The following is a 25,144-nucleotide window of genomic DNA, read 5'->3' on the forward strand; positions in this document are numbered from 1 at the left end:
CCTTAACTTTAATATATAACAACTTCATCCTTGAATCTCCTGACTATTTTATTTTGAATCCTTGTAATTCTTTCTTTAGAATATTAAACGCACTATAAATTCTATATTCAACGACCTTTTGGGTAACTCCTAAAAGTTCTGCAATTTCACTGTGTTTTTTTCCTTCTACTTTATTTAATAAAAAGGCTACCCGTTGTTCCTCGCTTAAATTTCCTAAAATATTTTGATACTGTTGTAAAAATTGTTCTTTTTCTAAAATAAACTCTGGAGACTCGTTCGTATGATTTTTTGGCTTTTCCAAATGATATTTTAACACTACTTTTTGATGCTTAATATCGTTTAACATCATGTTATTGGCTACAGTATATAAAAACGATTTAGCTTTATTTAATGTGACCTTTTTACAATTATCCCACAGTTTTATAAAGGCATCTTGGGCTTTATCGGCAGGGTTATATTGTTCACCATATTTGTAATACAAGAAGTTTTGCAAGTCTTGTGCATAGGTATTGTAAATACGTTCGAAAACAGCGTCTTCGCAAATATTGTCGTTAAGTTCTTTTGGCAAGGTGTTTTTGGTTTTAAAATCTAAAGTTAGACAAAAAAATTATTAAAAAGTTTCAGGAGATTCAAGGATGAAGTTGTTTCATTACTAAAAGCCCTAAACAGAAAGCCTAACAATCATGAAAATACTGTTAAAAAGAATCTTGTTTTTTTATTTGGCAACATTGCTTGTATTTATTTCTTGCAGAACTGAAGAATCCGAAATTATAGAAACACCACCCGAGGATATTTTAACATCAAACGCTTTGGTAGCAAGTTTAATGCAAAAAACATCAATTAATGATGGATCAAATGATAACATTATTGATTATGCTAATTGTTTCAATGTTAAATTACCCATTACTGTAACAGTAAACGGAGAAGAAATTCCTATAAACTCTGAAGAAGACTTCAAAATAATAGAATACATTTTTGATGATTCTGATGATGATGTAGATGTTCTTACTATTACGTTCCCAATACAAATAATTCTTAACGATTTTAGTGAAGTCATTATAAATAACTATACCGAATTAGCTAGCTATTCCATTAACTGCAATGGCGAAAATGAAGCTGATGACGATATTGAATGTTTAAATTTCAAGTACCCCATAACTGCCTTTCTATATAACGCCAATGATGAAATTATTGACTCTATACAAATAAACTCTGATAGTAATCTATATAATTTTATTAAGGATTTGGATACGTTTGACCTGGTATCTATAAACTTCCCTATAACCGTAGCCCTTTTAGATGGTACTGAATTTATTATTAATAATTTAACTGAATTAGAAAACACCATTAAAGCTTATGAAGATTATTGCGATGAAGATGACGACTATGATTATAATGATGATGATTGTAATAATTGCAACACCAATGAACTGATTGATTTTTTAACCAATTGCCCCGGTTGGACTGTAGATAAATTAGAACGCTATGGTAATGATTATGATGATGCCTATGATGGCTACACATTCAATTTTTTAAATGATGGAACAATCTCCGTTTCTTGGTCAAGCACTACCGTAAATGGCACTTGGACGGCTGCGGGTACAGGAAATAATATTACAGTAACTATAAATATCCCAAGTTTACCATATTGTAATAATGATTGGGTATTACATGAAATATCTGACTATTCTAAAACCAAAATCGATTTAAGAGTTGGTGATGATGATAGGTTAAGGTATTATAACAATTGCAATTAATAAAATAAGCTAGTAGAAATACTTTAATGAAAAAGAAAAATTTCAATTATCAAATGGTTAAGCATTTGATAACTAGCTCAAACTGCTTCAGTTAATAACTGAAGCAGTTATTTAAATTAAAAAGCTATGAAAAAAAAATGGTTTATATTAATAATACTAATCCTTCTAGCTATTGTAAGCTACAATTATATTTATAAAAACCATCGTGACATAGCTAATGAAACATCTCATTTTAAACTAACAGCAGCAGATATATCAAGCGAATTTGCAATAAACCCAACAAATTCTGAAATCAAATACCTCAACAAAACCATAGAAGTAACAGGTACAATAACAAACCTAAACCCCAACAATCTTACCTTAAATAATAAGGTGTTTTGCCAATTTTCAAATCGCATTCAAAAAACACTATCAAACAATTCCCAAATCAAAGTTAAAGGACGTTTTATAGGCTATGACGATTTATTAGAAGAAATCAAATTAGACCAATGTACTATTATACAATAATTTAAAATAATTACTATGAAAACAAAATTACTAACACTATTTTTTTTAGGAATAATAAGTGTAAACGCACAAATAACGCATAATCTAGATTGGAGAATTGGTATCGGAACAAGTATAGATTTAACCATTGATACTGGGGATACTGTTATTTGGACCTGGACCGATAGCGCACCTCATACCGTAACCAATAAATCTGGTAGCGCAGAAGTTTTTGATAGTGGAACAATTACAGGAAATGAAATGACTTATTCCAAAACGTTTACAGTTGTAGGAACAAACCCATACCAATGTGACATTCACCCTGGAAGTATGGCAGGTACAATAACAGTAGAAAATGCTCTAGGAATTGATGATTTTTTATTAAACAGCTTTTCTATTTCACCTAATCCTGCACGTTCTTATATTAAGTTAGATTCACCTTCACAATTAATTATCGATAATGTAAAGGTATTTGATGTTTTGGGAAAAGAAATTTATTCAAAAAATAAATTAGAAGAGCAAATAAATATATCAAATTTTAGCAAAGGCATATATATACTAAAAGTTTCATCCCTAGGAAAAATAAAAACAATCCGTTTGATAAAAATCTAATTTATAAATATCATTTTACTATTAAAACCAATCCAATGAAATATACTTTAATAGCACTTTTTCTTATCCCAATAATAACCTTTTCCCAAAACGATTTATTAGACGAAATTGATTCAGATTCGACGGGTTCAGATTATGCAACGGCCGCCTTTAAAGGGCTAAAGATTGTTAATTTTGAATCCACAAAACTAGTCGCAAAAAAAGACTTCACCTTTATTGTATCGCATAGATTCGGTAGCCTTAAAAATGGTATAGATACCTTCTTCGGTCTTGATGAAGCCGTAACGCGCTTAAATTTTGTTTTTGGAATTACTGATGGATTAAATATTGGTGTTTCAAGAAGTTCTTTTTTAAAGATTTATGATGTTTCCTTTAAATATAGACTCCTTAGACAGAAAGAAGGCGGATTCCCATTTACAGTTGTAGGATATAATTCTATTCTAATAAATACTGCTTTAGATAAGGACAATTTACCTTTACTTGAGTTTAAACATCGCTTAGGATATACCGCGCAATTATTGATATCCAAAAAAATAGATTCTAATTTATCAGTGGAAATAGCACCTACTTTCTTCCATGATAATTATGTAGTGGTTAACGAACAAGATAATTCGCAATTTGCAGTAGGCCTTGGAGGGCGCTATAAACTTACCAAACGCTGGTCCTTAAATGCAGATTACGGTTGGCACTTAAACAGAGTGAGTAATTCCCCGTTCAAAAACCCGTTATCTGTGGGAGTAGATTTGGAAACTGGAGGGCATGTATTCCAGATGCATTTTACCAATGCCCAAGCTATGAACACCAATGGTTTTTTAGGCCAAGGAACTGGCGATTGGGGAGATGGTGATATCTATTTTGGATTTAATTTAAGCAGACAATTTTAATAATTTTAACATTAATACTATGAAAAAGACACTTTACACAGGAATTTTATTATCAGCACTACTTTTTAGCTGTAGCAGTTCTAGTAACGACGATTTAACTGATGCACCAGACCCAAATCCAAATCCTGGAGCTAAAATCACTTACAATGCAAATATTAAATCTATTATGTCTGGTAATTGTACCTCTTGTCATGGGAGTACACCAACAAATGGGGCGCCTATGTCCTTAACAACCTATTCGCAAGTAACAAATGCTGTGCAAAACAGGGGCTTGATTGCAAGGATAAATAGCGTTTCCAATCCTATGCCACAAAACGGATTAATGCCTCAGAACACAAGAGATACCGTTCAACAATGGGTTGATGATGGCCTTTTGGAAAATTAATTTGATGAGATGAGAAAGCTACTATTTTTATTTGCCCTAATACATTTAAATTGCTTTGCGCAAAATAAATACTTAACAAGAACCGGAACCGTTGGTTTTGAGGCATCTGTTGCATCATTTGAAGAAGTTAAAGCAACCAATAGTTCGGCTACGGCAATTATTAATTCTGAAAATAATGAATTTGCAGCTTTAGTTTTGGTAAAAGGCTTCCGATTTAAAAATGCGCTTATGGAAGAGCATTTTAATGAAAATTATGCCGAATCTGATAAATATCCCAAAGCGACTTTTAAAGGAAAAATAATTGGTGAATCAAACAATTATCAAATAGATGGAACCTTGTCATTTCATGGAAAATCCAAACAAATACATGCGATCCCTATAAGGTGTTTAGTCAAAAATGAAATAATTAAAATTTCTGGAGACTTTGATGTTAATGTTTCCGATTTTGATATCAAAATCCCTAAGATAGTTCAGGACAAAGTTTCTGAAAGTGTTCATGTTTCATTTGCTTTTGACCTCAAAAAGAAATGAAGAGGCTGTCTGAAAGCGTTTTTTAATGTCATTCAGAACAATCGCTAAGCATCTTAATTAGTTAATTAATAATCTGAGTTCAATTGATATTCAAAATTCAAAAACTTGAATTTCAACAACAAATAATTCTTTTTCATATCCTGCAAGGTCTTATTTTGACCTTGTAGGTATTAGAATTAAAAAATAAACCTGCAAGCTTTTGAAAACCTTGCAGGTTATTAATGTCTTATCTTTTCTTAGATGCTTCATTTTCATTCAGAATGACACTTTTTAGACAGCCTTTTTTATTTACTTAAATACATTTTCCGTCTGGAATACAAATCGTAAAAGGCATCATCCTTTAAACTATCAATAAACAAAATACTTTCCCCAGTACTTTTCATTTCTGGCCCCAATTTTTTGTTCACATTAGGAAACTTATTAAATGAAAAAACAGGTTGTTTGATAGCATAACCGTCTAATTTTGGTTTAAAGTCAAAGTCGGTTACTTTATTTACACCAAGCATGACCTTAGTAGCGTAATTTACATAAGGCTCTCCGTAGGCTTTCGCAATAAATGGCACTGTTCTAGAAGCTCTAGGATTGGCCTCAATAATGTAAACCATATCGTCTTTAATAGCGAATTGAATATTTATTAAGCCAACGGTATTTAATGCTAAGGCAATCTTATGAGTATGATCGATAATTTGTTGCATTACCAAATCTCCAAGGTTAAATGGCGGTAATAAAGAGTTACTATCGCCTGAATGAATGCCACAAGGTTCAATATGCTCCATGATACCAATAATATAAACATTCTCTCCGTCGCAAATGGCATCAGCCTCTGCTTCAATAGCCCCTTCTAGGTAATGATCCAGTAGTAATTGATTTCCTGGCATCGCACCTAACAATCCAACCACATGTTCTTCCAGCTCCTTTTTATTAATAACAATTTTCATACCCTGACCTCCAAGAACGTAAGACGGCCTCACTAAAATAGGAAAATCCAAAACATCCGCAATTGCTGCAGCTTCATCCGCCGTAGTTGCAATATCAAACTCGGGATACGGAATATTATTTTCTTTCAGTAAATTAGAGAACAGCCCTCTGTCTTCAGCTAAATCTAAGGATTCAAAACTGGTTCCAATTATTTTAACACCATACTTCGTTAATTTTTCAGCAAGTTTTAAAGCGGTTTGACCACCAAGTTGCACAATAACGCCTTCTGGTTTTTCATGCTTTATGATGTCATATATATGTTCCCAAAATACGGGTTCGAAATACAATTTATCAGCCGTGTCAAAATCTGTAGACACAGTTTCTGGGTTGCAGTTAATCATGATGGTTTCATAACCACATTCCGCAGCAGCCAAAACGCCGTGAACACAACAATAATCAAACTCAATGCCTTGACCAATTCTATTTGGTCCAGATCCTAAAACAATAATCTTCTTCTTATCGGTTACTATACTTTCATTTTGAGCAAAACGGTTTCCATCTGCCGTTTCCATATCACTTTCAAATGTTGAATAGTAGTATGGTGTTTTCGCTTCAAACTCTGCCGCACAGGTATCAACAAGTTTGTAAACCCTATTGACACCCATTTCTTCGCGCTTGTTGTAAACCTCACTTTCTAGGCATCCTAACATATGTGCAATTTGTCGATCACCATAGCCCTTTTGTTTAGCCTCTAGCAACAAATCTTTCTGAATGGTATTGATATTAAATGTAGAAATTTCAATTCTCAACTTATGTAATTCCTCATATTGCTTTAAGAACCACATATCAATCTTAGTGATTTCATGAATTCTACTTAGCGGAATTCCCATTAGGATAGCATCATAAATTATGAATACACGGTCCCAGGAGGCATTCGTTAACTTTTCAATAATTTGCTCGTAGTTTTTATTTTCTTTGCCATCTGCACCGAGCCCGTTTCTTTTAATTTCCAAAGATTGGGTCGCTTTATGAAGTGCTTCCTGAAATGAACGGCCAATGCCCATAACCTCACCAACAGACTTCATTTGTAGACCTAAAGTTCTATCGGAGCCTTCAAATTTATCAAAATTCCAACGTGGTATTTTTACGATGACATAATCTAAAGTCGGTTCAAATAAAGCCGATGTTGATTTTGTGATTTGATTTTTAAGTTCATCTAAATGATAGCCTAAGGCTAATTTCGCGGCAATTTTCGCAATAGGATAACCGGTCGCTTTACTCGCTAATGCTGAAGAACGTGATACTCGGGGATTAATTTCAATGGCAATAATATCTTCATTTTCATCAGGACTAACGGCAAACTGCACGTTGCACCCTCCTGCAAAATCACCAATACTACGCATCATGTGAATGGCCATATCGCGCATTCTTTGATACGTTCGATCACTCAATGTCATGGCCGGTGCCACAGTAATCGAATCACCGGTGTGAATCCCCATAGGATCCATATTTTCAATTGAGCAGATAATAACAACATTATCATTCGAGTCCCGTAGCAATTCCAGCTCATACTCCTTCCAACCTATTAAAGCTTTATCAATCATTACCTCATGGATTGGAGAAATCTCTAAACCACGTCTCAAAAGCTCATCAAAATCTTCTTCTTTATACACAATCGCTGCACCATCTCCTCCTAAAGTAAATGACGCTCTAATAACCAAAGGAAATCCAAACTCTTGGGCTATTTCCTTGCCTTTTAAATAAGAGGTTGCCGTAGCTTGAGGCGCCATAGGAATCCCTATTTTAAGCATTAATTCGCGAAACTGCTCTCTATCCTCGGTTATATTAATCGCATCAATATCAACCCCAATAATTTCGACACCAAAATCTTTCCAAATTCCTTTTTCGTCCGCCTCAATGCATAAATTAAGTGCCGTTTGTCCACCCATGGTTGGTAAGACTGCATCAATTTGTGGATGTTCTTTTAAAATTTGAATTAACGATTTGGTCGTGAGCGGCAACAAATAAATATGATCGGCCATGGAAGGATCGGTCATAATCGTTGCTGGATTAGAATTAATCAAAACAGTTTCTATGCCATCTTCGCGTAGCGATCTTAAGGCTTGAGACCCTGAATAATCAAATTCGCATGCTTGCCCGATAATAATAGGGCCAGAACCAATAATTAAAATAGATTTAAGTTGTGAATTTTTTGGCATTGTACGTTGAAGGATTTATATAGTTAACAATATTTTATCTGGTTAGAAGGTATAAAAAAAGGTGTTACACCTAAGCAACACCTTTAAAATATCAATAATGATCAATCATTATTTTTTATGTCTTGTTTCTGTTGAAACAGAAAGTTTTTTTCTTCCTTTAGCTCTTCTACGAGCAAGAACCTTTCTTCCGTTTGCAGAAGCCATTCTTTCTCTAAAACCGTGTTTGTTTCTTCTCTTTCTCTTTGATGGCTGAAACGTTCTTTTTGGCATTGTCTTATTTTTTAAATCTGAATTGTAATTGTTTTATTAGTTTTAGTCTTTATTTAAAACTGAGGGCAAATATACAAAGACTTTTTACTTTGGCAAATGTTATTTTAAAAAAAATCGTATATAAATTTAATGAGAAAAGAGTACAGTATATTTGGCTTAAATGCTATGTTTTTGGCTATTCATTATGAAGATATTTTAATAAAAAATTAGTTTCTTTGCACTCATATAGTAATGTGGACGAGGATACAGAATCAATTCGCGTCGAAAACACCTAAAAGACAACACACACATGTTCAATAAAATCATAAAACTTATTATAGCGGCGGGCATCATTGCCTTTGCTGTTTTTCAATTTACAGAAGGTTTTATAGGGAATGGTATTATGCTTATTCTGCTCTCTTCAATATTTATATTTCTATATTTTAAAAACGAATTTATACTATTGGCATTTTTAAGACTGCGGAAACAAGATTTTGAAGGTGCTAAAAGATGGCTGAACAAGATTAAAAACCCAGAAGCTGCTTTGGTTAAAAAACAACAAGGTTATTATAATTACCTTCATGGCATCATGGTATCTCAAAGCAATATGAACGATGCTGAAAAATATTTTAAAAAGGCTATTTCTTTAGGGCTTTCCATGGATCATGATTTGGCCATGGCTAAATTGAATTTAGCAGGTATTGCGTTTTCAAAGCGTAGAAAAGTAGAGGCCAAAAAATTACTTGCCGAAGCTCAAAAATTGGATAAACAAGGCATGTTGACCGATCAGATAAAAATGATGAAAGACAATATGAAACGTGCCCAAATGCCTAACCAGCACTATGGCACTGGCGGGTCTGCTAGATCACAACGCGGACGCATGCGCTAATATTATTTCACGGTCGTGTAATACCCGTCCTTAGGAATATCTAAGGTATACACTTTTCTGGATTTATTATTCAGATGTGGTTCACGCAACCACGGGTTGTGAAGTTTTAAGATTTTATAGTTAATCCCAAAACTTTTTGCAAGGCTTGAAAAGTCGGTAACAGCGGTATCAATTTCTACTTGATAAGTCGGCACATTACTGTACAGATCTTTTTCCCTAAAATTAAAACCGTATGTTTTGGGGTTAGACAATATTTCCTTTAGAGCCACAATTCTAAAGAGGTAGCGCCCTGTTTCCTCACCTAATAATAAATCGTAATAATCGTTCACCTGCTGCTCTTCTAAACGTCTTGCTACGCCAGTATTTCCGGCATTGTACGCAGCAGCAGCGAGTGTCCATGATCCTAATCCCTCTTTGGCTTCAAGTAAATATTTGCAAGCTACTTCGGTCGCTTTTTCAAGATGATAACGCTCATCAACATTGTCATTAACCTCTAATCCGTTTTCCTTACCCGTGGCTTTCATGATTTGCCAAACACCTCGTGCTCCAGCTGGAGAAACGGCATTACTCAATCCGCTTTCAATAACTGCCAAATACTTAAAATCGTCTGGAACACCATGCTTTTTTAAAATAGGTTCTATGACTGGAAAGTACTTTTTTGCACGCTTAAACATGAGCAAGCCATTAGATTGCCAATAAGTGTTTACTAAAAGTTCTCTATCCATACGTTCCAAAATATCTGGATTTCCAAGTGGCACGGGTTCTCCCGCAAAACTCAAATCATCTGGAACTTGAAGTGCATAGACGTTATAATCATTAATTAATTTCTTCTCGAAATTTTCATCTGTAGGTGCATCTTGTAGGGCATAAATAAATAAGGCTGATAAACTTAATAATCCTACAAATGCCAAGGCTTTCTGTACTATCTTCATCTTTAAAAAGTTTTGTTTAAAGTTATAAAAAATATCTGATTCGCAAGACCTAGTTCCCTAAAATTAACTTGGGCAAGTTTTCGTTAAACCATTTAAACTTATTGAGAATCATAATATGCGTCCCTCCTTTTACGGTTATGCACTCCCCAATGTATTTAATAGGAAACACTGGATCATTATCACCATGGATATGAATCATCTCTTGTGGAAACTCATCTTGATTCCAACACACCATCTGTTCTATGGCCCAACTTAAATACGTAGCATCACTCACTGATAAATATTTTTTGTAGAGTTCTAGACGTTTTTTTACGTTACTTCCAAAGGCATATTTCGAAAACAAATCAATATTTGACGCTAATTGCATGGGCAGTAATTTATAAGCCTTGGTCTTTTTTGCCAATAACATGCGTCTTGGTAATTCGTTGCTCGATTTAACACTAGATACAATAATGAGTTTACGGATGTTTATATGTTTATTCATTTCCTGAACCAAGATCCCTCCAAATGAAACCCCTAATAAAACCACATTATCATGCTTCACTTTTAAAGACAATCGCAAGGCATAGGCACTTAATGATTCTTTAGGTATAGGAATCAACCATTCTAGCAGGTGTAGCTCAAATTGGTTTTTTGGTAATTTGATGTTTTCAAAAATCTTAGGGCTTGCAGCCATACCAGGCATTAAATACACATGTATTATCTCTTGAATCATAAGGTTTTAAGTCCGTTTAAATTTTATAGTCCCGATATTATTTCGTAACTTTGCACTGCAAATTTATATAAATAGTTCCCACTATTTATCACCCCTAAGTAATAAAATATAAGCCATGATTGATGTAGCAGAATTAGTAGATAATGATTTTTTACGCCAGTTTGAAATCAAAGTTGATGACCATCTAGCTAAAATCGAGTACTCCTTACAAGACCGAAAGATTTTTTTAACCAAGCTTATTATTCCTGAACAAATTAAGGATGAAGATTTTAGCAAGGAATTTTTAAAGGCCGTTTTTGAACATATTGAAGCACGTAATTTAAGCGTGGTGCCAACAAGTCCGGAAATAGCAAAATTTGTTAGAGGCAATAGAAAGTACAAACGCATGTTACCTGTTGGATTACGAATCTAACTTTAAACTAAAAGATATAAAAAAATCCAAAATTTTCATTTTGGATTTTTTTGTTTACTGAACTCATTTAAACTTTCTGATTGAGGCGAAAATTAGTCATTTTGTGACCAGATGAAGGCTTTTTTGAGTTGCATAGCATCGCTACGGAACGAAAAAAAGATAAAAAGTGCGTGCAAAAGGACAATTTTTTATTTTTAGCCAAATAAAAAATTTCTTGAAACCGACTATCCTCGAGGCAGAGCCATAGAGGTATTTCGCCGGTTTCATTTTGACCTTTCGGCCAAAAACCGAAATTTTGTATTTTACCTCGCCCGGAAAACCCCGAGGCAGAGCCGTCGGGGAATTATTTAGATTAAAAAAGTTTAAATGAGCTCACTATATAGCTAAGCTTTCTACGAATTCCAATCTTACTAAACCATCATCAATGGCGGTAAGCTCAACCTCATGCAAGGTGTTTACCAATTCTGGGTTCCAAGGTGTTTTTACCTTGACATAGTTTTCAGTAAAACCATGAATATAACCGGCTTTATTTTCACTTTCAAACAAAACGGTTCGTGTACTTCCCAATTGACTTTCATAGAACGCACGCCGTTTTTTAACGGATAATCCACGCAACATTTTACTGCGCTTGGTTCTCACATTGCTTGGAACTATGCCAGCCATATCAGCCGCTTCGGTATTATCACGCTCTGAATAGGTAAACACGTGTAAATACGAAATATCCAAGTCTGTCAAAAAATTATAGGTCTCTAAAAAATGGGCATCCGTTTCACCCGGAAAACCGACAATCACATCCACACCAATACAGGCATGTGGCATGACTTCTTTTATCTTCAATACGCGATCTACATACAATTCACGCATATAACGGCGTTTCATCTTTTTAAGAATCGTATTGCTCCCACTTTGCAAAGGGATATGAAAATGTGGAACAAAAGCTCTAGAATTTGACACTAGATCTATGGTTTCGTTTTTCAGTAAATTGGGTTCTATAGAAGATATACGCAAGCGTTCAATACCTTCTACCTTATCCAATGCTTTCACTAAATCTAGAAAGGTGTGCGCGTGCTTTTTGTTTCCAAATTCCCCTTTACCGTAATCCCCAATATTTACACCGGTCAATACGATTTCCTTAATATTCTGTTTAGAGATTTTGTAGGCATTCTGTATGACATTTTCCAAAGCATCACTTCTGGAAATACCTCGTGCTAACGGAATGGTACAATAAGTACATTTATAATCGCAGCCGTCCTGTACTTTTAAAAATGCCCTTGTTCTATCGCCTATAGAATAAGAGCCTACGTAAAAATCGGCGTCTTCAATCTCGCAGGAATGCACTTCACCAAAATCATTTTTAGATAAATCATTGATATAATCAGTGATTTTAAATTTTTCGGTAGCCCCCAAAACCAAATCTACGCCATGAACATCTGCCAATTCTTGCGGTTTTAATTGGGCATAACAGCCAACCGCAGCAACAAAAGCATTAGGGTTATGCTTTTGCGCTTGTTTTACAACCGTCTTAAAACGCTTATCGGCATTCTCAGTCACAGAACAGGTATTTATGACATAGATATCGGCATATTCCGAAAAATCGACACGATCAAAATCTTCGTCATTAAAATTTCTTGCTATTGTAGAGGTTTCTGAAAAATTCAGCTTACAGCCTAAAGTATAAAACGCTACTTTTTTATTCATTTAGTATTTAAGGTTTCCAAAGAGATAGAAATCTCATTATATTTACCAGATTTCATTTAAAGACTGCAAATTTACAACTAATTACTTACATGATAAAACGCATTTCCAAAAGAACAATAAACTATATATCAGCAGTTTGTATGTCTGTAATTGTAATGTCTTGCGAAAATACGAGCGATAAAAATAATGCACATTTGGTTTTTAGATATAATGAACATAAAAATATAGGTTCATTAGATCCCGCATTCTCTAAAGATTTGGCTGATATTTGGGCCACGAACCAGTTATTTAATGGCTTAGTGCAAATGGACGACAATTTAAATATCAAGCCTTGTATTGCCAAAGATTGGACGATTTCCGAAGATGCCCTCACCTACTCTTTTACAATTCGAAATGACGTGTATTTTCACAAACATGAAGGTTTTAGAAATGATTCTACAAGACCAGTTATAGCCGACGATTTTGAGTATAGCTTCAACCGATTGATTGACAAACAATTAGCTCCCCCTGGGAGTTGGGTATTCAATAAAGTGGACAGTTTTAAGGCGGTTAACGACACCCTATTCCGGATTACTTTAAAACAGGCCTTTCCTGCATTTTTAGGACTGTTGTCAATGAAATATTGTTCCGTTGTTCCTAAAGAGATTGTGACGCTTTATGGTACAGATTTTAGAGCGCACCCTATTGGTACAGGACCGTTTTTATTTAAACGGTGGGAAGAAAACCTGAAACTCATCTTCAGAAAAAACAAGCACTATTTTGAACAGGATAGCAACGGAACAAAACTGCCATACTTAGAGGCGGTAGCCATTACATTTTTACCGGACAAGCAAAGTGAGTTCCTTCAATTTGCGCAAGGTAATATTGACTTTGTATCGGGATTGGATGCCTCCTATAAGGATGAAATATTAACAGCTACTGGCGAACTTCGTCCAAAATATGCGGAACGTGCCAAGATGATTCGTGGGCCGTATTTGAATACTGAATATTTGGCATTCTATATGGATTCTGAAATCCCAGAAATGCAATCTGAGCTTATACGACAAGCCGTAAATTATGGTTTTGACAGGAAAAAGATGATGATTTATTTACGCAACGGGGTCGGCATTCCTGCTAATGGTGGCTTTATCCCAAAGGGGCTGCCGGGTTTTAATGAGACTGTTGGTTTTACCTATCAGCCCGAAAAGGCCAAACAACTTATTGCTCAATTTAAAAATGAAACGGGTCATAATTCACCAGAAATAACGATTACGACAACCAGTAATTATTTGAGCTTTTGTGAATATATTCAACGTGAATTGCAAAAAACAGGACTTATTGTTAATGTAGATGTTATTCCTGCGGCAACCTTAAAAGATGCTAAAGCCAATGGGAAATTGGCGATGTTTAGAGCCAGTTGGATTGCCGATTATCCAGATGCCGAGAATTACCTATCACTCTACTACAGTAAAAATTTTGCACCTAACGGACCAAATTATACCCACTTTAAAAATCAACAATTTGATACTTGGTATGAACAAGCCTTTACAGAAACCGATACTAAAAAACGTGAGTTACTATATTCGAAAATGGATTCATTAATCATGGAAAAAACACCGATAGTGCCTTTATTTTATGATGAAGTGGTACGTTTTACAAGAAAGGAAGTTACTGGTTTAGGTATTAACCCCATAAACCTGTTGGATTTGAGGCGTGTTAAAAAAGCTATTCGAAAGTAACATAATAAATATCATCATCGCCTTTCCCTTTTAATCGTTTGGAAGCGATATATCCAGACTTATTGGTAGCATTCAATACAACACTAATATCATCCTTAACACTATTAATGGGTTGGGGCATTTTTTTTGCTTTTTCAAAGGTGCCGTCAGGATTCATTTTACTGGAATATAAATCAAAACCTCCAAAACCATTGGGTCTATCTGAAGAAAAATACAAGGTATGATCAGCACCCATAAACGGAAACATTTCCCGACTATACGAATTCACCTTAGCACCTAAATTTTCGGGTTTACTAAAGGTATTATCTTCTAGAACATTCACTTTAAAAATATCTGATTTGCCTTTGGTGGTCTGTTTCCCGTCTCTAATATTCGCTATAAAATATAAAGTTTTGCCATCAGCACTAAACGCCGGATGCCCATAAGAATATCGAGGGATACAAAACGGTAACACAGTAAAATCTGTCCATCCTTTTCCTTCAATATATTCACCAACTTTTATAGTAAAATTTGTGACCTTAAAACGCCCTTTGGGTTTGTCGTTGGCATTATAATGCGTCGTTAAATACAGATGTTTACCATCATTTGAAAATGTCGCACTTGTAATATGCGCAATGTCTTCCTTTGGATCAATATCTAGTAATTCTTCATTACTAATTTCACCGCTATCAGATAACAAACCTGTAAAAATGGTTAATACAGGATTCCCACCAACCCTTTTAATTTTTCCCTTTTTGTTTAATAAATAAGAGGTGTAAACCACTTTATTAGATTGATAATATTTTAAGCCATAATGTGGCCTTTCATCATTAATCTTCAAATTGTTGCAGGTATATTTTTCGATCTGGGAACCGCCTAGAAAACAACTTAGCAAACTTAAAATAACAATTAAGAACTTCATTTACAGCTATTTAATTTTGACTAAAGATAATAAAACCTATTTACTCACGTCTATATTGTTTAGTTTCTTCAAAAATGTGCTCTAAGATGGCTTTGTCTATATCTGTAAATTTTATCTTACGTCTGGACATTACAACTTCAGCTACTTCAAAGGCTTTTTTAGTAAGGTATGTTGTAAACCCGTTACTACCTCCCCAACTAAAACTTGGTATAAAATTTCTAGGAAATCCACTCCCGAAAATATTAGCACTTACGCCAACAACCGTGCCCGTATTAAACATCGTATTGATACCACATTTACTGTGATCGCCCATCATGAGTCCACAAAACTGCAAACCAGTTCTAGCAAAACCTTCAGTTTGGTAATCCCATAACCGTACTTCGGCATAATTATTTTTTAAATTAGAGTTATTCGTGTCGGCTCCTAAATTACACCATTCACCAATTACAGAATTTCCTAAATAACCTTCATGACCTTTATTAGAATTTTCGAAAATTACCGAATTAGTAATTTCTCCTCCTACTTTACTACTAGGACCTATAGTAGTTGGTCCATATATTTTAGCCCCCATTTTTATTACAGCAGCTTCACATAATGCCAATGGTCCGCGAATTAAACTGCCTTCCATAATTTCTGCGTCTTTTGCAATATATATAGGCCCTTTACTGGCGTTTAACGTAGTAAACTCTAATGTAGCACCTTCTTCTATAAAAATATTCTCAGGTGCAATACAATTATTACTTGCTGGAATATGTTGTGAACTTCTGTCCTTCGTAATGAGATTGAAATCTTCTTGAATAGCCTCTCCATTTTTTGAGAATATATCCCAAGTGTTTTCTATTTTAATGGTATCGCCCGAGAATTCTAAAGCTTCAAAGGTTTCAAAGTTAATATTGTCTTGTGCTTCTTTTGTATAGAACGCGATTACATCTTCATCTTGAAAAATCACCTGATTCTCAGCTAGATCCCTGATCATTTCTACCAATTCTAGATTAGGAAGATACGAGGCATTAATCATCACATTATCGTCCATTTCAACCATCGGGTACTTATCCAATAGATAATCTTCGGTAACTGTTGTCGTGGTTGTATCTAAAAATCTTTCCCACTTTTCCCTAATTGTTAATATCCCAACACGTATATCGGCCACAGGGCGTGTAAATGTAAAAGGCAGTAAATTATTTCGTGACGGGCCGTCAAACAATATATAATTCATAAAACAGTTAAAAGTGTTATTCTTTATCAAAAGTAGGGTAATTAGATAAAATAAAAAAGCCTTTCAATTAACTGAAAGGCTTTAAATATATTATAATCGTACTAAGCTTATTTTTTAAACTTAGCGTATTTGTTTTTAAATTTATCAATACGACCAGCAGTATCAACTAATTTAGATTTACCGGTATAATATGGATGTGATGTTCTTGAAATCTCCATTTTTATTAATGGATACTCCACACCGTCGACCTCTAAAGTTTCGTTAGTATCTGCAGTAGATTTTGTTAAAAACACATCTTCATTAGACATATCTTTAAATGCTACTAATCTATAATTTTCTGGGTGTATACCTTTTCTCATCGCTAAATGCTTTTATTCTTTTCAATTTTGGAAGTGCAAATTTAAGTATTTTTTACAAATTCACAATGCTTTTTAATAATTTTTATTTACTTCTATAATGTAACGTTTTTCTATCTTTGAATACTAACTTACAAACTAACCTTATAAAATCACATTTTATGGAAAACACTTCAAAATCTATAGCTACTAATTATGGTTTATATTTGGGTGCTTTATTAGCACTACTTACCGTTTTGGCTTATGCTGTTAACCTGGAACTCTTAACGAATACCTGGTATGGCATCTTTATTTTAATAGCAATTATTGTTTTGGGCATCATTTCCGTTGCTAAAGTTAAACAAAACAATAGTGGTTTTGCCTCCTTTAAGGAAGCCTTTACTGCTTATTTTATTACTGTAGTTATCGGTTTAGTTATTAGCACTGCGGTGTCTTATTTGTTATTCAACTTTATTGATACGGGTGCAGCAGACATTTTAAAAGAAAAAACCATTGAAAAAACGGTGCAAATGATGGAAGGCTTTGGAACTCCTACGGATGCCATTGCAGATATGGTTGATGAAATGGAAGCACAAAATCAATATTCGATCGGCAATATTTTAAAAGGTTTAGCAGGTTATCTCGTATTCTTTAGTATTATTGGTTTAATAGTTGCCGCTGCCATGAAAAAAAGTAATCCAGACACAGAATAAATTCAGTATTTTTGACTCATAAATACTTTTGAATGAATATATCTGTAGTCATACCACTACTTAACGAACAAGACTCTTTAAAAGAATTACATGATTGGATTGCAAAAGTTATGCAGTCCAATCATTTTTCTTATGAAATCATTTTTATAGATGATGGTAGCACAGATAAATCTTGGGAGGTCATCACCCAATTGGGAGCTCAAAACCCATATGTTAAAGGTATTCGCTTTCTAAAAAATTTCGGAAAATCCCAGGCGCTTCATGCAGGCTTTGAAAAAGCTAAAGGAGATGTTGTTATCACTATGGATGCCGATTTACAGGACAACCCAGACGAGATTCCAGAACTTTATGATATGATTATCAATGATGGATACGAGTTAGTTTCGGGTTGGAAAAAGAAACGCTACGATTCTGTAATCTCAAAAAATTTACCTTCAAAACTTTTTAATTGGGCTGCACGCAAAACCTCTGGCGTAATCTTAAATGATTTTAATTGCGGTTTAAAAGCGTATCAATTAGATGTTGTTAAAAATATTGATGTCAATGGTGAAATGCATCGCTACATCCCTGTACTCTCTAAGAATGCAGGTTTCACTAAAATCGGTGAAAAAATAGTACAACATCGAGCTAGAAAATATGGCGAAACCAAATTTGGAATGAACCGCTTTATACATGGCTTTTTAGATCTAATTACTATTTGGTTTTTATCCCGTTTTGGTAAACGCCCCATGCACCTATTCGGTGCTTTAGGCTTCATCATGTTTGCTATTGGATTAGGCTTTGCCCTGTATTTAGGTATTGACAAACTGTTCCTAAATCCGTTTGGTAGGCTAATTACACAACGTCCACAATTTTATATTGCTTTAGCGACCATGGTTATTGGTACACAATTTTTTGTTGCTGGTTTTTTAGGCGAAATTATTTTAAGAACAAAACAGGACAAAACACGCTATAATATTAAAGACGAACTCAATTTAGATGGAATACCTTAAAAATGCCGGCGTTTCCTTCAAAATAATAGCTTTTTAAAACATATTCTTTTTCAATTGTTTACTTTTGAAAAAACATTTCTTTTTATAATATGATTCATATAGAACCTAAAATTTTAGACCGAATAAATGCTTGGTTAACCCCAACATTTGATGACAAAACACAAGCGACTATTAAAGAAAGCATTGCTCATAACCCAAAAGATATTCAAGAAAGTTTTTACAAAGACTTAGAATTTGGAACAGGTGGCATGCGTGGCATTATGGGTGTTGGCACTAATAGAATCAATAGATATACGTTGGGAAAAAGCACGCAAGGTTTAAGTGATTATTTACATAAATCATTTCCAAATGAAACGCCAAAAGCGGTTATAGCTTATGATTGTAGACACAATAGCAAATCATTGGCCAAAGTGGTTGCCGATGTGTTTTCTGCAAATAATATTGAAGTGTTTTTATTTGAAGATTTAAGACCTACGCCAGAGCTATCATTTGCTGTAAAACACCTAAACTGTCATTGTGGTATTGTGTTAACGGCATCGCACAACCCACCAGAATATAACGGTTATAAAGTGTATTGGCAAGATGGCGGACAATTAGTACCGCCTCATGACGATGCTATTATTAAAGTTATTAACGATTTAGATTACGCCGACATAAAATTTGAAGCTAACAATAATCTTATAAAGTATATAGGAAAAGATGTTGATGAGGCCTTCATTGAAGCTTCCGTAAAAAATGGAAGCTTTAATACTTCCGCGGAAGCGAAAGATGATCTCAACATTGTGTTCACCTCGCTTCACGGAACATCAATCACCGCTGTTCCAGAAACGCTTAAAAGGGCTGGATATAAGAAAGTGCATCTTGTAAAAGAACAAGAAGTGCCAGATGGTGATTTTCCAACCGTAAAATCTCCAAACCCAGAAGAACCAGCAGCTTTAAAAATGGCTTTAGATCTAGCTAATGAGGTGCATGCTGATATTGTAATAGGGACAGATCCAGATTGTGACAGACTTGGTGTGGCAGTGCGCAATAACGAGAATGAACTCCAACTCCTTAATGGGAATCAGACCATGTTAATGATGACTGCTTTTCTGCTTAAGCATTGGAAATCTGATGGCAAAATCAAAGGCAAAGAATTTATTGCCTCAACCATAGTGTCTACGCCTATGCTCAATAATTTAGCAGCAGCTTATCAAGTAGAAAGTAAAATTGTTTTAACAGGCTTTAAGTGGATTGCAAAACTCATTAAAGATTTTTCTGAACTCGATTTTATTGGTGGTGGCGAAGAAAGTTTTGGTTTTATGGTAGGTGATTTTGTACGGGATAAAGATGCCGTAACGTCAACACTTTTGGCCTGCGAAATTGCCGCCCAAGCAAAAGCAAAAGGAAGTTCTATGTTTAAAGAGCTTATCGATTTATATGTAGAACACGGTTTTTACAAAGAACGCTTGGTATCGATAACTAAAAAGGGTATTGAAGGTGCTCAAGAAATTAAACAAATGATGGTGGATGCACGCGAGAATCCGCTTCAAATCGTTAATGGTTCTAAAGTTATTAAAATTGAAGATTATCAATTATCCATTTCAAAAAATAGAATTACGGGAGAGGAAACCGCTATTGATATTCCAAAATCCAATGTATTAATTTATTATACGGAAGATGGCAGTAAAATAGCCTTGCGCCCAAGTGGAACCGAGCCTAAGATAAAATTTTATATTAGTGTCAATACCTCTTTAGAATCGGCGAGCGCTTTTAAGGAAACCGAAGCCAAATTGGAAGCTAAAATTGATGCCATATTAAAAGATATGAAACTTAATTAATGAAGCATTTTTATAATATTTTAAAATATGCAAAGCCTTATAAAGGGTATGCCATAGGACACATTATTTCTAATGTGTTTTTTGCTTTATTTGGCGCCCTATCGTTCATTGCATTAATTCCGATGCTCGATGTCCTTTTTAAGGAACCCGTTAAAGGAACTGCCAGCATTTTAAAAAAACCTATTTACGAAGGCATTGGCCAATTAGATACGTTTTATAAGGACTTTATGGCGCATCAAATTCATTTATACGCGCAGGACGATAAATCTAAAGCGCTTCTATTAGTAATAGTTTTTATTATTATATTATTCCTACTAAAAAATGTCTTTGGCTATTTTGCCAATTACTTCATGGTATTTTTACGCAATGGTGTGGTTAGGGATATTAGAAATAACGTCTATAAAAAAACTGTCGAATTACCACTGTCTTATTTTTCAGAACAAAAAAAAGGGGATATCATGGCGCGCGTTACCGGTGATGTAGCCACCTTACAATATTCCTTATTACCTGTTTTAGAACTTATTGTAAGAGAACCATTAAGCATCATTTTTACCATTGTTATGATGCTTATAATAAGTGTCAAACTTACCATTTTTGTATTTATATTTATCCCGATTTCTGGCGCTATTATTTCAAGAATTGGAAAGAGCCTGAAGAAAAAATCCGACCGTGTTCAAGTAGAACAGGGCGTGACACTATCTACCTTAGAAGAAACATTAACCGGGCTTCGTATTATAAAAGGCTTTAATGCTCAAGATAAATTTTACAACAAATTCAATGATTCCACATCTCGGTTTTATCACTTTTCAAATAAATTACTTAACCGACAAAATTTAGCCTCACCTGCCAGCGAATTTTTAGGCATCTTGGTGATTTCAATTCTTTTATGGTATGGCGGCCAATTGGTATTGGTTGATAAATCGCTTGATTCCAGCTCCTTTATAGCCTATATGGGATTGGCATATAATATTCTGGTTCCTGCAAAAGCCATTTCGAGAGGGCTCTATAATATTAAACAAGGTAACGCTGCCGCGGAAAGAATTCAGGAAATTATTGATACTAAAAACCCACTAAAAGATAAAGAAAACGCCATTGTAAAAAACAGCTTCGATACCGAAATCGTTTTTGATAATATCTCGTTTAAGTATGAAGACGAATACGTTTTAAAGAATTTCACCTTAACTATTCCGAAAGGGCAATCGGTGGCATTGGTTGGACAATCTGGTAGCGGTAAATCGACTATCGCTAATCTAATTACTCGTTTTTACGATGTTAACCAAGGGCGGGTTTTAATTGATGGGTTAGACATTCGTGATTTAACAACAGATTCATTACGAAGTCAGTTGGGGATCGTTACTCAGGATGCTATTTTATTCAATGATAGCATCAAAAATAATTTAAAGTTAGGCAATGACCAGGCAACAGATGATGATATTATAGAAGCTCTGAAAATTGCCAATGCATGGGAGTTTGTAAAAGACTTGCCACAAGGCATTGAAACTAATATTGGTGATTCTGGCAATAAACTTTCTGGCGGACAAAAGCAACGCCTTAGTATTGCACGTGCCGTTCTTAAAAGCCCACCTATCATGATATTGGATGAAGCCACATCGGCTCTTGACACAGAGAGCGAACGTTTAGTACAAGTGGCTTTAGAGAACATGATGAAAAACAGAACCTCCATAGTAATTGCACACCGGTTATCCACCATTCAAAACGCCAATGAAATTATAGTGTTAAACAAAGGAGAAATTGCCGAACAAGGCAAACATTCGGAGCTTATAGCCAAAAACGGTATTTATAAAAAGTTGGTGGATATGCAAAGTTTCGAATAATTACAAAACCTTATAAATGCAAAAAAGGATAGAGATTTGGGCTTCTATCCTTTTTTTTTGTTCATTGTTAGATTTGGGGCAACTAACAACATAAGTAGGTTTCTGTGACAAACATAATACAAATAAGTAGTTCTCACAAGAAAAAATGTATTTTATCGTAATTAATTCACGCTTAATCGATAAAATATTATATAAATTACTCAATATCAGATTTTTACATAATCAATAAAAATATACTTTTTTTCCTTTAAACTTTTGGTACTTTTAAGTGTCTAAAATGAAAGCGTTTTTGTGAACGACGAAGCACAATTTATAGAAGATTTACAATCTAATTCCAATAAAGAACAAGCCTTTAAAGCTTTAATAAGCCTTTATAAAGAGCGGTTATACTGGCATATTCGTCATATTGTAAAATCTCATGATGATGCTGATGATGTGCTTCAAAACACCTTTATTAAGGTTTATAAAAACATTCAAAACTTTAAAGGGGATAGCAAATTATATTCCTGGATGTATCGCATTGCAACTAATGAATCAATTACCTTTATTAATAAAAATACCAAACGATTACAGGTAAGCAATGAAGATGTGCAACAATTCGCTATTAATAACTTAGCAAGTGACGTGTATTTTGAAGGCGACCAAATTCAATTAAAATTACAACAGGCCATCGCCACCTTACCTCCAAAACAGCAATTAGTATTTAATATGAAATACTTTCAGTCTATAAAATATAAGGATATGGCAGACATTCTTGAAACAAGTGAAGGTGCTTTAAAGGCATCCTACCATATTGCGGTTAAAAAAATCGAAGACTATCTAATCAATAATTAAACTATTAATGAAGATTTAAGTCTTATTGGTAAATGAAAAAGAAACGAATACATAATATCAAGCAGTCAGGATTTAAAACTCCTGAAGATTACTTTTCCAATCTGGAAGATGTGATATTACATGATATAAAACTGAAAGCTAATATTTCAGATGCCGGTTTTAAAATGCCAGAAGCTTATTTAAATTCTATAGAATCGTCAGTAATAAAGAAACTTTCACATGAAGATGGACCAAAAGTTATTCAGCTGTTAAGTAAAAGGAATCTTCTATATGTTTCAGCAATTGCTGCCACTATATTGTTGCTTTTTAATCTATCTATTTTTGAAACCAAATCAAATTGGGATTCCATAGATACAGAGACTGTCGAGAATTATATGTTGAATGAAGATATAAGTGTCTACGAACTAGCGTCATTATTTACAGAAGATGAACTTGCTGAAAACAATTTTATCCAAACTGATATAAATACAGAACAACTTGAAACGTATATTTTGAACCATTCAGATATTGAGGTTTTAATTATTGAATAGAAAACGATATGAAAAAAATAACATGTATCTTAATCTTTTTGCTCACATTCATGACTGTTTCAGGGCAAAACAGAGATAACAAAAGAAATGCTATTAAAGCATTAAAAGTGTCATTTATAACAGAACGTTTAGATTTATCTGTAAATGAAGCAGAGAAATTTTGGCCAGTTTATAATGCCTACGAAGATGAATCCTTAAAAATTAAACATGAAGACCTCAGGCATACCAGAAGAGAGATTAAAGAAACTTATCAAACGATTAACGATGAGAGAGCACAAGAACTTTTGGATAAATTAATAGCATCGGAAAATGCCTTGCATAATTTAAAGAATCAACTTATTGATGATTTGAAGCAGGTCATCTCTCCGCAGAAAATTATATTATTAAAAGTAGCCGAAGAAGAGTTTAACAGAAAGCTTTTTGAACGATTAAAGAAACGGCGTCAAGAATTTAGAAATAAAGATTAAATCGTTTCATTCTTTAAATATCAACTTAGATATTCTGCCTTGTCCAGCTGCATAAGCAATACTGTCATTTAAAAATCGAACGGTATAAAAGCCTTCGTTGCTTAAATGTCTCCAAGTGTTTCCCGCATCACTGCTAAAGTCAATCCCCTTAAAGCCAACAGCCACCAACTCTTTAGCCTTTCTGTTAGGTACATATTGGACACAACTTCTATAACCGGGAGATTTACCGTCTGCAACTACTATCCAGTTTTTACCGCCATCAACAGTCTTCATTTTGTTAGACATATTATTTTCTGGTTTGGTATAATCGCCACCAATGGTAAATCCATTGAGTTCATCATAAAAATCTATAGAGTACATCCCAGTTGTTGGCGTTCCTTGAACCATAGGCGTGTTATAAACCTGCCATGTTTCACCTTTGTCCGGTGAGTGCAAAATTCTACTGGACATGCCTCCTGTGGCAATCCAGGTTCGATTTCCAACTATAGCAATGTTACTATTGCTCGCCGCAAAAGCAGCTTCTCCACTTTTAACTTTCGGTAGTTTACCACAAGGCATTTTAGACCAAGTATTTCCGCCATTTCGTGTTATAATTATACTCATACAATCATCAGTAGGGTCGCCTATAGCAATACCTTCTTGGTCGTTCCAAAACGACATAGCATCATAAAAAACTTTAGGGTGTTTTTCTTTATACGTCAACTTCATATTCCCATCTTCACCTGTTTTATAAAGTAGCGCAGGGTTTTCAATGCTGAGCATAAAAAAATCTGAAGAAGTATGACCCACTGCTCTAAAGTGAAGATCTAAACGATCATGGGTCTGCTTAGAAAGCATCCATTTTTTAGTGTTGACATTATAAAGACCAAACGCGCCATTATTAGCAGCGAAGGCTAAACTTCCATCGTTCAGCAATTCAATCGCTCTAATGCTGAGTAATGAATCTCGTAGTATGGTTTCTATTTCAACAGAATTAATTAGTCTAGGTTTTAATGACACTTCTTTTTTACAAGATAAAATCGAAATAAACATTAAAATGAAAATACGGTACATACGTTTATAATTTGAGTAAAAATACTAAAGCTCTAATGAATTG

At 34.3% G+C, this 25,144-nt stretch carries 26 protein-coding genes; 16 read left to right on the forward strand and 10 right to left on the reverse strand.

The genetic code is table 11. The annotated features are described in order from the left end of the window. Positions 1–43 precede the first annotated feature (43 nt). On the reverse strand, positions 44–568 hold the full coding sequence (locus tag FAF07_RS02155) for an RNA polymerase sigma factor (RefSeq protein WP_142783557.1): 525 nt from the start codon (positions 566–568) through the stop codon (positions 44–46). Positions 569–683: 115 nt separating this feature from the next. Here FAF07_RS02155 and FAF07_RS02160 point away from each other — a divergent pair, with 115 nt between their 5' ends. The 6 genes from FAF07_RS02160 (at position 684) to FAF07_RS02185 (ending at position 4,655) form a co-directional block, all read left to right on the forward strand. Further along, complete coding sequence (locus FAF07_RS02160) at positions 684–1,757, forward strand: hypothetical protein (protein WP_142783558.1); 1,074 nt, start codon at positions 684–686, stop codon at positions 1,755–1,757. A gap of 126 nt (positions 1,758–1,883) precedes the next feature. After that, positions 1,884–2,264 (forward strand): OB-fold protein, encoded by a 381-nt coding sequence (locus FAF07_RS02165; protein ID WP_142783559.1) that lies wholly within the window; start codon positions 1,884–1,886, stop codon positions 2,262–2,264. A gap of 15 nt (positions 2,265–2,279) precedes the next feature. After that, complete coding sequence (locus tag FAF07_RS02170; RefSeq protein WP_142783560.1) at positions 2,280–2,855, forward strand: T9SS type A sorting domain-containing protein; 576 nt, start codon at positions 2,280–2,282, stop codon at positions 2,853–2,855. 35 nt (positions 2,856–2,890) lie between these two features. Next, positions 2,891–3,739, forward strand: a complete 849-nt coding sequence (locus tag FAF07_RS02175) for a DUF5777 family beta-barrel protein (protein WP_142783561.1) — start codon at positions 2,891–2,893, stop codon at positions 3,737–3,739. Between the two features lie 19 nt (positions 3,740–3,758). Next, positions 3,759–4,124: a hypothetical protein gene (locus FAF07_RS02180; protein ID WP_142783562.1), complete on the forward strand. Its 366-nt coding sequence runs from the start codon at positions 3,759–3,761 to the stop codon at positions 4,122–4,124. Positions 4,125–4,133: 9 nt separating this feature from the next. Then, positions 4,134–4,655 (forward strand): YceI family protein, encoded by a 522-nt coding sequence (locus tag FAF07_RS02185; RefSeq protein WP_142783563.1) that lies wholly within the window; start codon positions 4,134–4,136, stop codon positions 4,653–4,655. A gap of 284 nt (positions 4,656–4,939) precedes the next feature. On the opposite strand, the gene carB is transcribed toward FAF07_RS02185, so the two are convergent. Further along, positions 4,940–7,792, reverse strand: coding sequence for a carbamoyl-phosphate synthase large subunit (carB, locus tag FAF07_RS02190; RefSeq protein ID WP_142783564.1), 2,853 nt, complete (start codon positions 7,790–7,792; stop codon positions 4,940–4,942). A 108-nt stretch (positions 7,793–7,900) separates the two neighbouring features. Next, positions 7,901–8,062 carry a 50S ribosomal protein L34 gene (gene rpmH / locus FAF07_RS02195; protein WP_034059443.1) on the reverse strand — a complete coding sequence of 54 codons (162 nt, stop codon included), beginning with the start codon at positions 8,060–8,062 and terminating at the stop codon, positions 7,901–7,903. A 289-nt stretch (positions 8,063–8,351) separates the two neighbouring features. Here rpmH and FAF07_RS02200 point away from each other — a divergent pair, with 289 nt between their 5' ends. Further along, positions 8,352–8,930: a tetratricopeptide repeat protein gene (locus tag FAF07_RS02200; protein WP_142783565.1), complete on the forward strand. Its 579-nt coding sequence runs from the start codon at positions 8,352–8,354 to the stop codon at positions 8,928–8,930. Between the two features lie 2 nt (positions 8,931–8,932). On the opposite strand, the gene FAF07_RS02205 is transcribed toward FAF07_RS02200, so the two are convergent. Together FAF07_RS02205 and FAF07_RS02210 are read right to left on the reverse strand one after the other, a co-directional pair. Continuing rightward, positions 8,933–9,862, reverse strand: coding sequence for a lytic transglycosylase domain-containing protein (locus tag FAF07_RS02205; RefSeq protein ID WP_142783566.1), 930 nt, complete (start codon positions 9,860–9,862; stop codon positions 8,933–8,935). A 49-nt stretch (positions 9,863–9,911) separates the two neighbouring features. Then, positions 9,912–10,577, reverse strand: a complete 666-nt coding sequence (locus FAF07_RS02210; protein WP_142783567.1) for an alpha/beta hydrolase family protein — start codon at positions 10,575–10,577, stop codon at positions 9,912–9,914. A 115-nt stretch (positions 10,578–10,692) separates the two neighbouring features. Between FAF07_RS02210 and FAF07_RS02215 the strand changes: the two genes are divergently transcribed. Then, on the forward strand, positions 10,693–10,989 hold the full coding sequence (locus tag FAF07_RS02215) for an N-acetyltransferase (RefSeq protein ID WP_142783568.1): 297 nt from the start codon (positions 10,693–10,695) through the stop codon (positions 10,987–10,989). Between the two features lie 375 nt (positions 10,990–11,364). Here FAF07_RS02215 and mtaB read toward each other — a convergent pair whose 3' ends face one another. Then, complete coding sequence (gene mtaB, locus FAF07_RS02220; RefSeq protein ID WP_142783569.1) at positions 11,365–12,687, reverse strand: tRNA (N(6)-L-threonylcarbamoyladenosine(37)-C(2))-methylthiotransferase MtaB; 1,323 nt, start codon at positions 12,685–12,687, stop codon at positions 11,365–11,367. A 140-nt stretch (positions 12,688–12,827) separates the two neighbouring features. On the opposite strand from mtaB, the gene FAF07_RS02225 reads away from it, so the two are divergent. Beyond that, positions 12,828–14,405 carry an ABC transporter substrate-binding protein gene (locus FAF07_RS02225; protein WP_246067751.1) on the forward strand — a complete coding sequence of 526 codons (1,578 nt, stop codon included), beginning with the start codon at positions 12,828–12,830 and terminating at the stop codon, positions 14,403–14,405. Here the strand turns inward: FAF07_RS02225 and FAF07_RS02230 are convergent. From FAF07_RS02230 to FAF07_RS02240, 3 genes are all read right to left on the reverse strand, one after another. Continuing rightward, complete coding sequence (locus FAF07_RS02230) at positions 14,392–15,306, reverse strand: TolB family protein (protein ID WP_142783571.1); 915 nt, start codon at positions 15,304–15,306, stop codon at positions 14,392–14,394. The genes FAF07_RS02225 and FAF07_RS02230 overlap by 14 nt on opposite strands. Before the next feature lie 40 nt (positions 15,307–15,346). Next, on the reverse strand, positions 15,347–16,522 hold the full coding sequence (locus FAF07_RS02235) for a GlmU family protein (RefSeq protein WP_142783572.1): 1,176 nt from the start codon (positions 16,520–16,522) through the stop codon (positions 15,347–15,349). 107 nt (positions 16,523–16,629) lie between these two features. Beyond that, on the reverse strand, positions 16,630–16,881 hold the full coding sequence (locus FAF07_RS02240) for a type B 50S ribosomal protein L31 (protein WP_142783573.1): 252 nt from the start codon (positions 16,879–16,881) through the stop codon (positions 16,630–16,632). Between the two features lie 158 nt (positions 16,882–17,039). Between FAF07_RS02240 and FAF07_RS02245 the strand changes: the two genes are divergently transcribed. The 7 genes from FAF07_RS02245 to FAF07_RS02275 all read left to right on the forward strand — a co-directional run bounded on the left by FAF07_RS02245 (position 17,040) and on the right by FAF07_RS02275 (position 24,048). Then, complete coding sequence (locus tag FAF07_RS02245) at positions 17,040–17,570, forward strand: DUF4199 domain-containing protein (RefSeq protein ID WP_142783574.1); 531 nt, start codon at positions 17,040–17,042, stop codon at positions 17,568–17,570. A 32-nt stretch (positions 17,571–17,602) separates the two neighbouring features. Beyond that, positions 17,603–18,562 carry a glycosyltransferase family 2 protein gene (locus tag FAF07_RS02250; protein ID WP_142783575.1) on the forward strand — a complete coding sequence of 320 codons (960 nt, stop codon included), beginning with the start codon at positions 17,603–17,605 and terminating at the stop codon, positions 18,560–18,562. 89 nt (positions 18,563–18,651) lie between these two features. Beyond that, complete coding sequence (locus FAF07_RS02255) at positions 18,652–20,382, forward strand: phospho-sugar mutase (RefSeq protein ID WP_185956501.1); 1,731 nt, start codon at positions 18,652–18,654, stop codon at positions 20,380–20,382. Next, positions 20,382–22,217: an ABC transporter ATP-binding protein gene (locus FAF07_RS02260; RefSeq protein WP_142783576.1), complete on the forward strand. Its 1,836-nt coding sequence runs from the start codon at positions 20,382–20,384 to the stop codon at positions 22,215–22,217. Before FAF07_RS02255 ends, FAF07_RS02260 begins: the two co-directional genes overlap by 1 nt. Positions 22,218–22,508: 291 nt before the next feature. Next, a complete protein-coding gene (locus FAF07_RS02265) occupies positions 22,509–23,051 on the forward strand; it encodes an RNA polymerase sigma factor (protein ID WP_142783577.1) in 543 nt (180 codons plus the stop codon). Between the two features lie 32 nt (positions 23,052–23,083). Further along, positions 23,084–23,581, forward strand: coding sequence for a hypothetical protein (locus FAF07_RS02270; RefSeq protein ID WP_142783578.1), 498 nt, complete (start codon positions 23,084–23,086; stop codon positions 23,579–23,581). An 8-nt stretch (positions 23,582–23,589) separates the two neighbouring features. Next, the gene (locus tag FAF07_RS02275) at positions 23,590–24,048 is read left to right on the forward strand and encodes a hypothetical protein (protein ID WP_142783579.1); all 459 of its coding nucleotides are present in this window, start codon (positions 23,590–23,592) and stop codon (positions 24,046–24,048) included. Between the two features lie 6 nt (positions 24,049–24,054). Here the strand turns inward: FAF07_RS02275 and FAF07_RS02280 are convergent, their stop codons facing one another. After that, positions 24,055–25,101 carry a WD40/YVTN/BNR-like repeat-containing protein gene (locus FAF07_RS02280; RefSeq protein WP_142783580.1) on the reverse strand — a complete coding sequence of 349 codons (1,047 nt, stop codon included), beginning with the start codon at positions 25,099–25,101 and terminating at the stop codon, positions 24,055–24,057. Positions 25,102–25,144 lie beyond the last annotated feature (43 nt).

The organism is Changchengzhania lutea, assembly GCF_006974145.1.
GTDB classification, from domain to species: domain Bacteria; phylum Bacteroidota; class Bacteroidia; order Flavobacteriales; family Flavobacteriaceae; genus Changchengzhania; species Changchengzhania lutea.

Bases quoted from the DNA above. Each gene is read 5' to 3' on its own strand.
- FAF07_RS02260 (WP_142783576.1), top strand. From the start codon at position 20,382: ATGAAGCATTTTTATAATATTTTAAAATATGCAAAGCCTTATAAAGGG.
- FAF07_RS02180 (WP_142783562.1), top strand. From the start codon at position 3,759: ATGAAAAAGACACTTTACACAGGAATTTTATTATCAGCACTACTTTTT.
- FAF07_RS02175 (WP_142783561.1), top strand. From the start codon at position 2,891: ATGAAATATACTTTAATAGCACTTTTTCTTATCCCAATAATAACCTTT.
- FAF07_RS02245 (WP_142783574.1), top strand. From the start codon at position 17,040: ATGGAAAACACTTCAAAATCTATAGCTACTAATTATGGTTTATATTTG.
- mtaB (WP_142783569.1), bottom strand. From the start codon at position 12,687: ATGAATAAAAAAGTAGCGTTTTATACTTTAGGCTGTAAGCTGAATTTT.
- FAF07_RS02255 (WP_185956501.1), top strand. From the start codon at position 18,652: ATGATTCATATAGAACCTAAAATTTTAGACCGAATAAATGCTTGGTTA.
- FAF07_RS02270 (WP_142783578.1), top strand. From the start codon at position 23,084: ATGAAAAAGAAACGAATACATAATATCAAGCAGTCAGGATTTAAAACT.
- FAF07_RS02235 (WP_142783572.1), bottom strand. From the start codon at position 16,522: ATGAATTATATATTGTTTGACGGCCCGTCACGAAATAATTTACTGCCT.
- FAF07_RS02170 (WP_142783560.1), top strand. From the start codon at position 2,280: ATGAAAACAAAATTACTAACACTATTTTTTTTAGGAATAATAAGTGTA.
- rpmH (WP_034059443.1), bottom strand. From the start codon at position 8,062: ATGCCAAAAAGAACGTTTCAGCCATCAAAGAGAAAGAGAAGAAACAAA.
- FAF07_RS02165 (WP_142783559.1), top strand. From the start codon at position 1,884: ATGAAAAAAAAATGGTTTATATTAATAATACTAATCCTTCTAGCTATT.
- FAF07_RS02160 (WP_142783558.1), top strand. From the start codon at position 684: ATGAAAATACTGTTAAAAAGAATCTTGTTTTTTTATTTGGCAACATTG.
- FAF07_RS02275 (WP_142783579.1), top strand. From the start codon at position 23,590: ATGAAAAAAATAACATGTATCTTAATCTTTTTGCTCACATTCATGACT.
- FAF07_RS02200 (WP_142783565.1), top strand. From the start codon at position 8,352: ATGTTCAATAAAATCATAAAACTTATTATAGCGGCGGGCATCATTGCC.
- FAF07_RS02210 (WP_142783567.1), bottom strand. From the start codon at position 10,577: ATGATTCAAGAGATAATACATGTGTATTTAATGCCTGGTATGGCTGCA.
- FAF07_RS02225 (WP_246067751.1), top strand. From the start codon at position 12,828: ATGTCTGTAATTGTAATGTCTTGCGAAAATACGAGCGATAAAAATAAT.
- FAF07_RS02240 (WP_142783573.1), bottom strand. From the start codon at position 16,881: ATGAGAAAAGGTATACACCCAGAAAATTATAGATTAGTAGCATTTAAA.
- FAF07_RS02230 (WP_142783571.1), bottom strand. From the start codon at position 15,306: ATGAAGTTCTTAATTGTTATTTTAAGTTTGCTAAGTTGTTTTCTAGGC.
- FAF07_RS02215 (WP_142783568.1), top strand. From the start codon at position 10,693: ATGATTGATGTAGCAGAATTAGTAGATAATGATTTTTTACGCCAGTTT.
- FAF07_RS02280 (WP_142783580.1), bottom strand. From the start codon at position 25,101: ATGTACCGTATTTTCATTTTAATGTTTATTTCGATTTTATCTTGTAAA.
- carB (WP_142783564.1), bottom strand. From the start codon at position 7,792: ATGCCAAAAAATTCACAACTTAAATCTATTTTAATTATTGGTTCTGGC.
- FAF07_RS02250 (WP_142783575.1), top strand. From the start codon at position 17,603: ATGAATATATCTGTAGTCATACCACTACTTAACGAACAAGACTCTTTA.
- FAF07_RS02185 (WP_142783563.1), top strand. From the start codon at position 4,134: ATGAGAAAGCTACTATTTTTATTTGCCCTAATACATTTAAATTGCTTT.
- FAF07_RS02205 (WP_142783566.1), bottom strand. From the start codon at position 9,862: ATGAAGATAGTACAGAAAGCCTTGGCATTTGTAGGATTATTAAGTTTA.